Annotated in this window: 10 protein-coding genes; 1 reads left to right on the top strand and 9 read right to left on the bottom strand. The window is 71.7% G+C overall.

Translation table 11 applies throughout. From position 1 onward, the window contains the following. Positions 1–81: 81 nt before the first annotated feature. The 4 genes from ACFWV3_RS20160 to ACFWV3_RS20145 form a co-directional block, all read right to left on the bottom strand. On the bottom strand, positions 82–861 hold the full coding sequence (locus tag ACFWV3_RS20160; protein ID WP_382412911.1) for an ABC transporter ATP-binding protein: 780 nt from the start codon (positions 859–861) through the stop codon (positions 82–84). Beyond that, a complete protein-coding gene (locus tag ACFWV3_RS20155; protein WP_382412910.1) occupies positions 858–1,913 on the bottom strand; it encodes a FecCD family ABC transporter permease in 1,056 nt (351 codons plus the stop codon). The genes ACFWV3_RS20160 and ACFWV3_RS20155 overlap by 4 nt, the downstream gene beginning before the upstream one ends. Then, on the bottom strand, positions 1,891–2,985 hold the full coding sequence (locus ACFWV3_RS20150) for an ABC transporter substrate-binding protein (protein ID WP_382412909.1): 1,095 nt from the start codon (positions 2,983–2,985) through the stop codon (positions 1,891–1,893). Before ACFWV3_RS20150 ends, ACFWV3_RS20155 begins: the two co-directional genes overlap by 23 nt. Before the next feature lie 126 nt (positions 2,986–3,111). Beyond that, positions 3,112–4,122: an alcohol dehydrogenase catalytic domain-containing protein gene (locus tag ACFWV3_RS20145; RefSeq protein ID WP_382412908.1), complete on the bottom strand. Its 1,011-nt coding sequence runs from the start codon at positions 4,120–4,122 to the stop codon at positions 3,112–3,114. 301 nt (positions 4,123–4,423) lie between these two features. On the opposite strand from ACFWV3_RS20145, the gene ACFWV3_RS20140 reads away from it, so the two are divergent. Next, positions 4,424–5,581, top strand: coding sequence for an MFS transporter (locus tag ACFWV3_RS20140; RefSeq protein ID WP_382412907.1), 1,158 nt, complete (start codon positions 4,424–4,426; stop codon positions 5,579–5,581). Here ACFWV3_RS20140 and ACFWV3_RS20135 read toward each other — a convergent pair. Genes ACFWV3_RS20135 through ACFWV3_RS20115 form a run of 5 tightly spaced genes read right to left on the bottom strand, consistent with a single transcriptional unit; the run spans position 5,558 to position 12,854 of the window. Then, the gene (locus ACFWV3_RS20135; protein WP_382412906.1) at positions 5,558–7,249 is read right to left on the bottom strand and encodes an AMP-binding protein; all 1,692 of its coding nucleotides are present in this window, start codon (positions 7,247–7,249) and stop codon (positions 5,558–5,560) included. The genes ACFWV3_RS20140 and ACFWV3_RS20135 overlap by 24 nt on opposite strands. Continuing rightward, complete coding sequence (locus tag ACFWV3_RS20130) at positions 7,236–9,230, bottom strand: FAD/NAD(P)-binding protein (RefSeq protein WP_382412905.1); 1,995 nt, start codon at positions 9,228–9,230, stop codon at positions 7,236–7,238. The genes ACFWV3_RS20135 and ACFWV3_RS20130 overlap by 14 nt, the downstream gene beginning before the upstream one ends. A 50-nt stretch (positions 9,231–9,280) precedes the next feature. Next, complete coding sequence (locus ACFWV3_RS20125) at positions 9,281–10,666, bottom strand: cation:proton antiporter (protein WP_382412904.1); 1,386 nt, start codon at positions 10,664–10,666, stop codon at positions 9,281–9,283. A gap of 11 nt (positions 10,667–10,677) precedes the next feature. Then, entirely contained in the window at positions 10,678–11,202 is a 525-nt protein-coding gene (locus ACFWV3_RS20120) for a flavin reductase family protein (protein WP_382412903.1), read from the bottom strand. Continuing rightward, positions 11,199–12,854, bottom strand: coding sequence for an NAD(P)/FAD-dependent oxidoreductase (locus ACFWV3_RS20115; protein WP_382412902.1), 1,656 nt, complete (start codon positions 12,852–12,854; stop codon positions 11,199–11,201). Before ACFWV3_RS20115 ends, ACFWV3_RS20120 begins: the two co-directional genes overlap by 4 nt. Positions 12,855–12,924: the final 70 nt, after the last annotated feature.

The raw sequence follows: 12,924 nt of genomic DNA, 5'->3' as shown, positions 1-12,924 counted from the left end.
GCACCCGTGTCGGGCCACGTGCCCGGCACGGGTCCGTTCGAAGTGGCGTTGCTTCGAATCTCGGTGTCCTTTTCGGACCGGTCATCGCGGGCTGGTCACGCGGGAGGCCGTGACGAAGTGCGGACGTCCGGTCAGGGGGTGCGCGACGATCGCGCTCTCCACTCCGAACACTTCGGCGACTCGCGAGGGCGTGAGCACCTCGTCCGGAGGGCCCGATGTGATGACGTTGCCGTCGTGCACGAGGATCAGCCGGTCGCAGTAGGTCGTGGCGTGGTCGAGGTCGTGCAGTGCCGCGACCGTCGTGAGACCCAGTTCCCGGACGAGGTCCAGGAGTTCGAGCTGCGCGCCGACGTCCAGATGATTGGTCGGCTCGTCGAGCAGCAGCACCGGTGCCTGCTGGGTGAGTGCGCGGGCCACGAGGACGCGCTGGCGTTCGCCGCCGGACAGGGTGGCGAAGATCCGGTCGGCCGCCCAGGTCATCCGCACGCGGTCGAGGGCGTCGGCGATGATCTGCTCGTCCGCGGTGGTTTCCCGGTCCAGCAGGCGTTTGTGCGGGTTCCTGCCCATCGCGACGACTTCGAGCACCGAGTAGTCGTTGTCGAGGTCGTGGTCCTGCGCGACGACGGCCGTGCGCAGGCCTGCTTGGCGGGCGCTGGAACGCCACACGTCGTCCTGTCCGATGTAGACGCTCCCCCGGGTCGGTTTGAGAGCGCGGTACAGGCAGCGCAGCAGGGTGCTCTTGCCGGAACCGTTCGGCCCGATGATCCCGGTCATGCGGCCGGGCTCCGCTTCGAAGCCGGCGCTGCCGAGGATGACCGCGTCGCCGATGCGCACGTGCACGCCGTCGGCCACGACCTTCATCGCCACACCTTCTTCCGGTTTCGCAGCAGCATCAGGAAGAACGGGGCTCCCAGCGCCGCGGTGAAGATGCCGATGGGCATCTCGTTGGGTTTGTCGACGGTGCGGGTGACGAGATCGACCAGCACCAGGAAGACGGCGCCGGCCAGCACCGAGACGGGGAGCATTTTGCGCTGGTCGGGGCCGACCACGAGTCGCACGGCGTGCGGGACGATCAGGCCGACGAAGCCGATCCCGCCCGCGACGCTCACGACCGTGGCGGTGAGCAGGGACGACGCCACGAGCAGCAGGATCCGGAGCCGGTGGACGTTCACGCCGAGCCCGGCCGCGGTGTCGTCGCCGACCGACAGCGCGTTCATCGAACGTCCCCGGGTCAGCAGCCACGCGGTGGTCAGGGCGATGGCGGCCGCGGGGACGCCGAGGTCGTCCCAGGAGGCGCCGGAGACCGAGCCGAGCAGCCAGAACATCACGCGGCGCAGCTCGGTGGGGTTGGACTGGAGCTGGAGGTAGCTGGTGGCGGCGTTGCCGAGCGAGGCGACCGCGACCCCGGCCAGCACCAGGCTGCCGCCGAGCAGGCGGCCGCCTCGCTGGGCCATCGCGAACACGATGGCGAGTCCGAGCAGTGAGCCGGCGAACGCCGCTCCCGCGACACCGAGGCCCGCGACGAGCGCGCCGCCGGTGGTCATCGCGATCACCGCTCCCAGCGACGCTCCCGCCGAGACGCCGAACAGGTACGGGTCGGCCAACGGGTTGCGCACCAACGACTGCAGGCACACCCCGGCCAGGCTGAGCCCACCGCCCGCCACCGCGGCCAGCAGCACCCGCGGCGTGCGGAAGTCCCACACGATCTGGTTCTCCAACGGGTCGATGCCCGTCGTGTCACCGCCGAGGTGGCTCCAGAGGATGCCGATGACGCGGGTTACCGGGACCTCGACCGTGCCGGTGCCGATGGCGAACGCGACCGACAGCACGAGGGTGACGCCCAAGCCTGCCAGCAGGAGCACGTAGCCGGAGCCGGAAACCGCGTGCGGGCTACGGGTTTCCGTGCGCTGCATCCGCGATCTTCTTCACTGCCAGGGCGTTGAGCGGCCCGAGGTAGACGCTGTCCGACACCGACGTGTACTTCTTGCTCTTCGAAGCGCCCCACTGCGGGAACTTCGTGAAGAGCTCCTGCGCGAGCACGTCGGCCTTCTCCGACTCCTGGTAGACGCCCACCACCAGGAGGTCGACCTGGGCGGACGCCAGTGCTTCCACGTTGATCTCGGCGAGCTCGGCGTTCGTCTTGCCCGCGAAGGAGTTCACTCCACCGGCACGAGCGACGATGTCGTCGAAGATGCCTCCGGCGAACACCGCCGGAAGCCCATTGCTGTTCATCATCGACATGCCGGGGTAGACGACCAGGACGTTCTTCCTGGGTTTGCCCTTGACGCTCTGCGCGATCTTGTCGATGTCCGCGCGAGTGCCGTTCACGAGGTCGGCCGCGCGTTGCTGGACGTCGAAGATCCGGCCCAGTTGCAGGAGGAGCTCGCTCGACGACTCGACTGACTGGTCCCGGTACCTCTGCTGGTCGGCGGGGCTCGCGCCGGGGTCGCCGTTGCCGCAGTTGGCCGGCGTGACGTAGCTGGTGATACCGGCCCGGGTGAGCTGGTCGCGGGTGATCGAGCCGGTCTTGTCGTCGAACCCTCCCGCCCAGGTGGAGATCACGAGGTCGGGCTTGAGCGCCAGCACCTGCTCGCGTGGGACCTCGAAGTTGTCGTTGAGCGTGAGACCACCGGTGGGGACGGCTTTGACCTTCGCGACCAGCGACGGGTCGTCGGACACGCCGTAGGACTGGCTGTTCGCCGCGATCCTGTCCTGGATGCCCAGGGCGATGAAGCTCTCCACCTCGGCCACCGAGGCGCCGTTGAGCAGCAGCACGCGGCTGGGTGCCTTGTCGAAGGTCAGCTTCCGGCCGCAGTTCTCGATCGTCAGCGGGTAGGTCGTCGGCGCGGCGGTCGCGGGCGCGGGAGCGCTGGTCTCCCTGGCCGGACCGGTGGTCGACCCTGCGCTGCCGCACGCGCTCAACACGGCGAGAGCGGCGGCCAGTGTCAGCGCGACGCCACGGCGGGCGGGCGGGTTGGTGGTCACGACAGAGTGGTCGAGCGGCAGTTCCGAAAAGTTCCGGGGCAATTTTCCTTCCGCGACAGGGGAAGCCCACCAGTGGTCATGGTCACCCACCTTCGAGCGGCACCCCGCGGCGGCGGTTCGAGCCAGCTAGTACTCGATCACCAGGCGGGCCCGGACGCGGTTGGCCAGGACGTCGGTGAACGCCTGGTTGATCTCCTCCAGCTTCCGGGGCTCGGCCGTCACCGTGGTCCGGCCGGCCGCGTGCAGGGTGAACACCTCCACCAGGTCCTTGCGGGTGCCGACGATCGAGCCGATCACCGAGATGCCGCGGGTCACCGCCTCGAAGATCGGTACGGGGAGGACGCCGCCGACCGGCAGACCTACGCAGACCAGGCGGCCGCCGCGGCGCAGGGAGGCGAGTGCGTGTTCGTACGCGCTCGGCTCCGCCGACAGTGCCAGGGCCACGTCCGCGCCGCCCTGGGCGCGGATCACCGCCGCCGGGTCCGCCGTGGTCGCGTCGATCACCTGCTCCGCGCCCAGGTTCCCGGCCAGCGCGAGTTTGTCCGCTTCCACGTCGACGGCGGTGACGAAGCCTCCGGCGTGGCGGGCGTACTGGATGGCCAGGTGGCCCAGGCCGCCCACGCCGAACACGGCGACGCGGTCCGCGAGACCGACTCGGCCTGCTCGGACGGCCTTGTAGCTGGTCACTCCCGCGCAGGTGAGCGGGGCCGCGTCCAGTGGTGTCACGCCGTCGGGCACGGAGACGGCGTAACGCGCGTCGGCCACCGCGTACTCCGCGTACCCGCCGTCGATCGAGAAGCCCGTGTTCCGCTGCGACTCGCACAGCGTCTCCCAGCCGGACACGCAGAACCCGCACTGGCCGCACGCCGAACCCAGCCACGGCAGGGCCACGCGCTGCCCGATCATGCTCGCGGGCACTCCGCGGCCTGCCCGCTCCACGATGCCGACGCCTTCGTGGCCGGGGATCAGCGGCAGCGCCGGTTCGACCGGCCAGTCGCCGTACGCTATGTGAATGTCCGTGTGGCAGATTCCGCACGCCTCCATGCGGACCAAGATCTGTTGATCGCCGGGTTCGGGAACCGGCACATCCCGCAATTCCAACGGAGCCGACAAATCGGTTACGACGGCAGCGCGCATGAATACCCCTTCACCAGACGGCCCCGACGGCGGCAGCCGCAGACGGGTCCGTTCCCCTCCCCAGGTGAACGTTGCGCAGCATAGCGGAAGCCCACGACGTGAGCACCCTGCTTCCGAACCCGGGACGCACGTGATCACGTTCGAAAAAGACAAAGAAATGCGCCTTGATCGGCGTTGTCCCGTTGTACACTCGCTTATCGGGGATGATTTCGGAATCCGGCCGCGATCGACGGCGGGAATTTCAGGCGGAACAGTGCCGAGGTGGGCGATGTCTGCTCTTTTCGCGTCCGGTGGAAACCGTGTGACGGGTGAGCCGGCCGGCGCGCTCGTCGCGGGCGCCTTCGCGGTGGTGATGCTCGGCGCCACGCTGCCCACTCCGCTGTACCCCCTCTACCAGCGGGTGTTCGCGTTCGGCGAAGGTGTCACGACGCTGGTGTTCGCCGTCTACGCCGCCGGGGTCGTCGGCGCACTGCTCGTGGCCGGGGGCTGGTCGGACCAGGTCGGCCGGCGGCCGGTGCTGCGCGCGGGGGTGGTCCTGTCCGGTCTGTCCGCCGTGACCTTCCTGGTCGCCGACGCGCCCGGCTGGCTGTTCGCCGGCCGGGTGCTGTCCGGGCTGTCGACGGGCCTGTTCACGGGGACGGCGACCGCGGCGATCCTGGACTTCGCCCCCGGCACCGGGAAACGCCGGGCGAGCCTGGTCGCGGCCGCGGCGAACGCGGGTGGCCTCGGCGCCGGGCCCGTGCTGGCCGGCGTGCTCGCGCAGTACGCGCCGCGGCCGCTCGCGCTGTGCTTCGTGGCCGACCTGGTCCTGGTCGTCCTGGCCGCCGTCTGCGTCGAAGCCGTGGCGGAACCCGTGCGGCGCACCGGGAAACCGCGGTTGCGCCCGCAGCGGATCGCGGTGCCGGGAGAGGTCCGGGGCGTGTTCGTCCGCGCGGTGGTGGCCGGGTTCGCCGGCTTCGCGGTGCTGGGGTTGTTCACCGCGGTCTCCCCCGCGTTCCTCGGCACCGTCCTGCACCAGGGCGACCACGCGGTCACGGGAGTGGTGGTGCTGTCGGTGTTCGCCGCCTCGATCCTCGGCCAGGCCTGGTCGTCGACGCTCGGCACCCGGCGCGCGCTGACGACCGGATGCGCCTTGCTGGCCGTCGGCACGACTCTGGCCGCAACGAGCCTGCCGGCCGCTTCTCTCGCGATGCTGGTCGCGGGCGGGGTCGTCGCGGGAACCGGACAGGGACTGACATTCCGGGCCGGGCTCGGTTCGGTGGCCGAATGCACGCCTGCGGAACAACGCGGTGCGGTGACGTCCGGCTACTTCGTGGCGTTCTTCGCCGGTATCTCGATTCCCGTGATCGGGGTCGGAATCGCCGCGGAGGCGTTCGGTCTCGTCGTTTCCGGAACGATTTTCGCGGCATTCCTCGCGGTGACCGCGACTGTCGCGTTACTGCTGACCGCCCGGCGCTGACGGGAATCCGCCCGGCTCGTCGAGAAGGTGTTCCCGCGAAGGCTGGTGGGCGGTCCGGAGCTCGGCGCGGCGGATCTTGCCGGACGTCGTCTTCGGCAGCACGGCGAATTCCAACCGGCGGATCCACTGGTGCGGCGCCAGGTTCCCGGCCGCGAAGCGCAGGATCGACCGGGCGGTCTCCGCCGACGGCGGGCACCCCTCGGCCGGCGTCACGAACGCCTTCGGGACCACCAGGCCGATCGGGTCCGGGGCGGGCACGACCGCGGCCTCGGCGACGGCGTCGTGCCGCAGGAGCACGCTCTCGAGCTCGAACGGTGAAATCCGGTAGTCGTAGGACTTGAACACGTCGTCGGACCGGCCCACGTAGGTGAGGTAGCCGTCGGCGTCCCGCTGGGCGACGTCGCCCGTGTGGTAGACGCCGCCCGAGAACGTGCGCGCGTTCTTCTCGGGGTCGCCGAGGTAGCCGGGCATCACCCCGACCGGCCGGTCGGCGAGGTCGACGCAGATCTCGCCCTCGTCGCCGGGCTCGCCGGTGGCCGGGTCGAGCAGCACGATCCGGTAGCCGGGCAGGGGTTTGCCCATCGAACCGGGCCGGACGGGCAGTCCGGGGCTGGTGCCGATCTGCGCGGTCGTCTCGCTCTGTCCGTAGCCGTCGCGCACGGTGAGCCCCCAGGCCCGCCGGACGCGGTCGATGACCTCGGGGTTGAGCGGCTCGCCGACGCTGCCGGCTTCGCGCAGCGCGGCCGGGCGGTGCCCGAGGTCGCGCTGCAGCAGCATCCGCCACACGGTCGGAGGAGCGCAGAACGTGGTGGTGCCCTGGGAGACCAGCGCGTCGAGGACCTCCGGCGCCGCTGCGACACCACCCCGGACCGTCAGCAGGGTCGCCTCGGCGTCGAACGGCGCGAAGAAGCTGCTCCAGGCGTGCTTGGCCCAGCCCGGCGCCGAGATGTTCAGGTGCCGGTCCCCCGGCAGCAGCCCGTTCCAGTACATGCTGGACAGGTGACCGACCGGGTAGCTGGTGTGCGTGTGCAGGGCCAGTTTGGGCCGTGAGGTGGTGCCCGAGGTGAAGTACAGGAACAGCGGGTCGTCCGCGTCCGTGGCGCGGTCCGGGGTGTAGTCGGACGACTCCGCACCGGCGTCGTCGTAGGGAGCCCAGCCGGGCACCGGCGCTCCGACGCAGATCCGGGTCAGGTGGTCGGCGATGCCCGCGAACCGGCCGGTGAGCGCGTCGGCGGTGACGACGTGCCCGACCCCGCCCCGCTCCAGGCGGTCGGCCAGGTCACCGGCGGAGATCGTCGTGTAGGCCGGGACGACGACCGCGCCGAGTTTCATCGCGGCCAGCAGGACCTCCCACGTCGCGAGCTGGTTGTCCAGCATGACGAGCACCCGGTCGCCGCGCGCGACCCCACGCCCGCGCAACCAGTTGGCCACCTGACCGGACCGCTGGGACAGCTCCGCGTAGGTCGCCGACGTCACCGCGTCGCCGTCCACGATGCGCACGGCCTCCCTCGCGCTGTCCCCGGCCACCGGGTCGAACCAGTCGAGGGCCCAGTTGAACCTCTCGAACCGCGGCCACCGGAACCGGGCGCACGCGGCGTCGTGGTCCTCGCGCAGGTCCAGCAGCAGGTCCCGCGCGGCCCGGAACCGTTCGTTCTCAGCGGCGCCCATGATCGCCTCCCGCCACGCACACCAGCCGCCGGCCGACGTGGACCTTCTCGCCGTGGGCGAACCCGTTCCCGGCCGGCCCGGCGGCGGTCGTGGCCGAGCCGGCCAGGACGTCGGCCGCGATGGCGTCCGCGTCGGCGTGGAACGCGCTCAGCGGCCCCGGCCGTCCGTTGCCGATCTGCGTGAACCACCGCAGGTTCTCGGTGGGGATGCCGAGCACGTACAGGTCCGGGTGCGCCCGCCCGTCGGCACCGATCGCGTGGAACGGCGCACGGGTGGTGGCCACCGCGCCGGTGGCGAACCGGTCGCCGGTGCCCGGCGTGGCGTTGACGTACTCGGAGATCAGGCCGTCGGCGAGGAGCTGACGCGTCAGCGGCGAAGCGTCGTGCCGCACCGAAGGCCTGGGGATGCGGGCGTCGATCAGCGTGGTGACGACCTGGGCGGTGTCCTCGACCTGCGGGGAGTCCAGCAGGAAGCCGCCGGGGGCGAGGCCCACCCGCAGGGACGGTCCGGCCAGGTGCAGCACCCCGGCCTCGACGAGCGCCCGCACCTGGGCGGTCCGGACCGCGGGAGGACCGGCCGAGACCATCGTGTTGATCGGGGTGAACCAGCCGAGGAAGTCGTCCCGGTGGGACCCCGGCCGCAGACCGCCGTGGTCCACCGCGGCGCGCACGGCACCCCGCAGGTCGCGGAGGATGTCCAGCGCTGCCTTGACCGGTCCGTGCACGTTGCCCTGCCGGGCTTCCGCGAGGTCGTCCCGGAGCAGGCCGAGGACGTGCCGGTGGAACTCGTCGCGGCCCGTCCAGTGCCGGCCGGAGAACGGCCGGGCCGTCCGCTCGAGGTCGATCGGGACGGCGTGCGCGATCCCGAACTCGACCAGCGCCTTCTCGAAGACCTCCGACCGCCTCCGCCGGGCGCAGGCCAGGTGGACGCGGGCGAACTGGGCGGCGGCCTCCTCGCCGGCGCGGTCGCGGACGAGGGTCGTGTAGTACACGTGCTCGACTTCGAGCTGCAGCAACGGAAGCACGTCGCGGCGGAAGTCGAGCTGGGCGGAGCCGGTCTGGCGCCGGGCCCGGCGCCGGGCCTCCGCGAGCGCGCCGGGGGTGAGGAACCTCGGTTCGTACCGGTACTTCGGGGCTTTCTGGTTGACCCCGCGGGCGAGCATCGGCAGGCCGCTGCGGGATCCCGCGAAGATCCGCGGTTCCCGGCCGCTCGGCCGGTAGCGGACGTCGCCGGAGGGCCCGCTGCCGAACTCGCCGCCGCGGCCGACGGTCAGTGCCATGACGACGTCGAGGAAGGTCAGTCCGAGCCCGACGACGCCGACCGGCTCGCCGGCCCGCACCGGTGCGAGGTCGAGGTCGGCGGCCGAGTCGCCGCGGACGTACCGCACGTCCGGCAGACCGGCGGCGTGCTCGATCAGTGCCCGCTCCTCCGCACCGGGGACGGTGACCGGGTGTCCGGTGGTGAGCACGAGCTTGTCGGCGAAGACGATCCGGCCCGACCGCGTGACCAGGCGGAGCCGGCCGTCGCGCCGCTCGACCCGCTCCACCCTGGACTGGACCGAGTGGACGGTCACGTGGTCGGGCTTGTGCGCGACGAGGTTGTCGAAGACGTCGCGCAGGTATTTGCCGTAGCAGGCTCTGGGCGCGTACCCGCTCTCCCCCATGTCCGTCCACTGTGGACCTGCTCCGCCCGCCGAGAGCCATTGGTGCAGTGAGGGGCCCGCACCCGCTCTCGGGGGCCCGTCGTCGGGGTCGCCGGAGTACATGCTCACCTCACCGGCGGCGGTGTTCATCAGGAACCAGGGCGGCTGGTCGGTGCGCCAGATGCGGCCGGCACCGGGCTCGCCGGGGTCGACGACCCAGATGGACACCGCCGGGCCCGGCCGGTCCGCGAGCCGCACCAGCAGGCGTTCGAGCACCGACAGCCCGCGCGGGCCCATGCCGGTGATCGCGACGACGAGTTCGGAGCGGGTCTTCGACATGGCAGATCTCCCCTGGTGTTGTGCGGAATGTGCGAGTGGTGCCGTGGCGCTCAGACGAAGTCGGCGACCGCGCGGGCGGGTGCCCGGACGCCGCCGAGCTGGAGCCGGCCGAGCAGCGGGCCGGTCATGGCCGTCGTCACCAGCGTCATCGCGACGAACATGACGAACAGGTCCTGGCCGATGATGCCGAGCGACAGTCCCGCGGAGACGACCACCAGCTCGGTCAGGCCCCGGCAGTTGACCATGACGCCGAGCCCGGCCGACTCCCGCCAGGTCAGCCCGGTCAGCCGGCCGACGAGCGCGGTCGTGCCCAGCTTGCTGCCGATGGCCACCAGGACCATCAGCCCGCACGTCAGCAGGTCTCGCGGGTCGCCCAGGAAACCGACGTGCACGCTGAACCCGATCACCGCGAAGAAGAGCGGGAGGACGACGGTCACCCCGCGCCCGACCGTGCGGGCGAGGTCGCGCACCACGCGGTTCTCCCGCGGGAGGATCACGCCGGCCAGCAACGCGCCGAAGATCGCGTGGACGCCGATCCAGTCGGTGACGGCCGCCCCGGAGAGCGCGCAGAGCACCAGCGCCGCGGTCGAGACCCGCCGCCAGCCGGCGTTGTCCTCGGCGGCGGCCAGGAGGTGGCGCAGTGCCGGACGGACGAGGACGAGCGTCACGGCGACGAACAGGACGAGCCACCCCGCGGTGGGCAGGACCGCGGCCGCCGACCCGCCGTGGGCCAGCGCGACCACCACGATCAGCAGGCACCACGAGAGGGCGTCGCCCACCCCCGCGGTGGCCAGGCCGAGCGTGCCGATCCGGGTCTGGACCAGGCCGTGCCCGGCGAGGATCCGGACCAGCACGGGGAACGCGGTGATGCTCATCGACGTGCCGACGAAGAGGAGGAACGGGAGCGGTCCGACGCCCGCCGGCCGGTACGCGGCGGCCAGCCCGGCCGCGAGCAGGAGCCCGCAGGCGAACGGGACGGCCACCATCGTCGTTCCCAGCGCGGCCACCCGCCGCCCCGATCCGCGCAGCAGGTCCAGCGGGAGGTCGGCGCCGAGGAGGAAGACGAAGTAGATGATCGCCAGCTGCGCGACCAGGCCGAGGTGGGGCACCAGGACCGGCGGGAACAGGAAGTGCTGGGCCTGCGGTGCGACCTGGCCCAGCAGGGTCGGGCCCAGCGCGATGCCCACGGCCATCTCGCCGATGACCCGCGGCTGGCGGCACCGGGTCGAGACCCAGCCGCCCAGGCGCCCCGCCACGATGATCAACGCGGTGGCGAGGAGGAACCGCAGGACGAGCACCCAGCCGCCGTGCCGGAGGGCCGCCAGCTGTCCGAAGGCCGGGACGGCGTGGACCATGCCCGCCGCCACGGCGGCCACGATCACGGCGACGGCCGCGGTGGTGCGCCCGTGCCCGGTGGGTTCGCGGGGTGCTTTCATGGTTGCGGCTTTCACGAGATGAAGTCGTAGGAGAGGAAAGCGGCGTCGTCGTCCTCGGCCCAGGTCCCGTAGCGCCGCATGCCGTACAGCAACGGAGCCGGGCTGCGCAGGCTGGTGATCCTGGTGACCTCCGCCAGGACGACGACGTGGTCGCCGACCGTGTGACAGGTCCTCAGCCGGCAGTCGGCGATGGTGTGCGCCGCCTGGGACAGGTGCGGGCCGCCGCCCGGCACGGCGGCCCAGGCGATCCGGTCGAACCGGTCGGCGGCGCCCGAGCCGAACAGCTCGGCGGTCGGCCGCGCGCTGCGGTGCAACAGGTTCACCGACAGGGCCGCGGTGTCCAGGACGGCGTCCAGGGTGGGGCTGCCGTGGCGCAGGCAGACGAGCAACGTGGGCGGGTCGAGGGCGACGCTGCACAGCGACGTGCACGTCATCCCCCGCGGGCTGCCGTCGGCGGCCAGCGCCGTGACGACCGAGACCCCGGTGGGGAACCCGGCCATCAGGCGCCGCACGTCGACGCCGGCCGGCGCGCTCACGAGCTTTCCTCCGCCTTGGCGACGGCCATGTTCTCCAGCGCGTTGAGCATGCGCGGACCGATGTCCGCCGGTGCGCTGGTACGGGCCCACAGCTTCGCGCCGTCGATCCGGTCCGGCGTCATGTGGTAGCAGCCGTTCTCCGGCAGGCCGAACTGGTCCGCGTACGGGAAGAAGTCCGCTTTCCGCACGGCGTCGAGGATCTCCGCGGCGGCGGCCGACGGCGCCAGCGCGCCCCGCTCGACCTCCTCGCAGAGCTCACGGGTCCGGGTGCCCAGCCGCACGAACGCCTCGCTGATCGGCAACGGGGACCCGGGGTGGCCGTACCCCTCCGCCTCGACGAAGACGCTGTCGTCGCCGGAGAGCCGGAACCGGTGATGCGCGTCCTCGAGCATCATGTTGCCGCTCATCGTGCCGAGCATCCAGGTCCGGTTGACGGCGTTCCACAGCTCGTAGTCGCCGAACCCGACGAACGAGCTGTAGACGAGGTCGTCGTGGAAGTCGAACAGGCCCTGCTGCAGCTGTTCGACGTGGGCGAACCGCTCGGTGGACCAGTCGCCGTCACGTGCGGCCGCGATCAGCCGCCACCCGAGGGCGTTGACCACCGAGAGGGTGTTCGCCAGCCCGCGCGAGTAGAGCGCGTCGATGAACCCGGCGGCGTGCGAGGTGAGGCAGTACCGCTCGCCGACGACCTTCTTCGCCGAGTACTGCAGCCGTCCGGTGGAGACCCAGGGACGCACCGCCTTCGCCCCCTCGAACTGCCAGGCGATCTCCGGGAAGCGGCGCAGGAAGTCCGCGAACTCGCGCTCGGGCGGCAGGTCGCCCTTCGGGTACTTGCGCGGGTCCAGGGTCAGGCCCACGCTGCACAACGGGTTGAGCGCGCCGGGGTGGTTGTCGAACGGGATCACCCACAGCCAGCCGCCGTCGAAGACGTGGTGCAAAGTCCCGTGGTGCCAGGGGTTCGGCTGCTCGTGCCGCCGGCCGGTGGGTGACTCGTCGAACGGGCGCACGCCGATCATGTGCGTGAAGAGGCACCGCGAGTGCGTCCGTGCCCGCGTCGGGGTCTCGCGCAGGTCGAACCGTTCCGCCAGCGGCGACCGGTACCCGCTGCCGTCCACGACGTAGGCGGCGCGGAACTCCTCGCCGCGGTCCGACCGCAGCACGGCGCCTTCCGCCGGATCGATGTCGACGTCGGTGATCCTGGTCGCCAGCCGGGCGTCGGCGCCGTAGCCCACCGCGACGTGGAACAGGTAGGCGTCGACGTCCTGGCGGAACAGGTGCGACTCGGTGCGGAACGCGATCGGGACCACCAGCTGGTTGACCTGCCGGGGGTCCTGCGGCTCGCCCTCGCTGTGGTACACGAAGCCGAAGTTCTGCTTCTGCCCGCAGCCGGGCGCGACCTTGACGGTGCCGTCGTGGTGGGACAGTGCTTTCAGCTCGGGCACGTCGTAGCGGTCGGCGATCAACCGCATCATCCCCGACGTGTAGGGGATGGTCGACTCGCCGACGGCGAACCGCGGGTGGGTGCCGGCGTCGACGATCAGCACCTTCACCCCGTTGCGGGCCAGTACCGCGCCCAGCATCCCACCGGCCATGCCGCTGCCGAGGATGACCACGTCGTACCGGTCCGCCGCGGCGGGGTCGATTGCCGGCACCGGACTCACCTTTCCCTTCCTGGTTTCTGTTCCGGGCGCGAGGTCGGTCCGGCCCGGCCGTGCCGAATGC

Source organism: Lentzea sp. NPDC059081 (genome assembly GCF_042738015.1).
Lineage (GTDB): Bacteria > Actinomycetota > Actinomycetes > Mycobacteriales > Pseudonocardiaceae > Lentzea.
This window is presented reverse-complemented; position numbering and strand designations above follow the sequence as displayed.

What these genes read in the sequence shown, in the direction of transcription:
- ACFWV3_RS20160 (WP_382412911.1), bottom strand. Translation starts at nt 861, where the DNA reads ATGAAGGTCGTGGCCGACGGCGTGCACGTGCGCATCGGCGACGCGGTC.
- ACFWV3_RS20155 (WP_382412910.1), bottom strand. Translation starts at nt 1,913, where the DNA reads ATGCAGCGCACGGAAACCCGTAGCCCGCACGCGGTTTCCGGCTCCGGC.
- ACFWV3_RS20145 (WP_382412908.1), bottom strand. Translation starts at nt 4,122, where the DNA reads ATGCGCGCTGCCGTCGTAACCGATTTGTCGGCTCCGTTGGAATTGCGG.
- ACFWV3_RS20135 (WP_382412906.1), bottom strand. Translation starts at nt 7,249, where the DNA reads ATGGGCGCCGCTGAGAACGAACGGTTCCGGGCCGCGCGGGACCTGCTG.
- ACFWV3_RS20130 (WP_382412905.1), bottom strand. Translation starts at nt 9,230, where the DNA reads ATGTCGAAGACCCGCTCCGAACTCGTCGTCGCGATCACCGGCATGGGC.
- ACFWV3_RS20125 (WP_382412904.1), bottom strand. Translation starts at nt 10,666, where the DNA reads ATGAAAGCACCCCGCGAACCCACCGGGCACGGGCGCACCACCGCGGCC.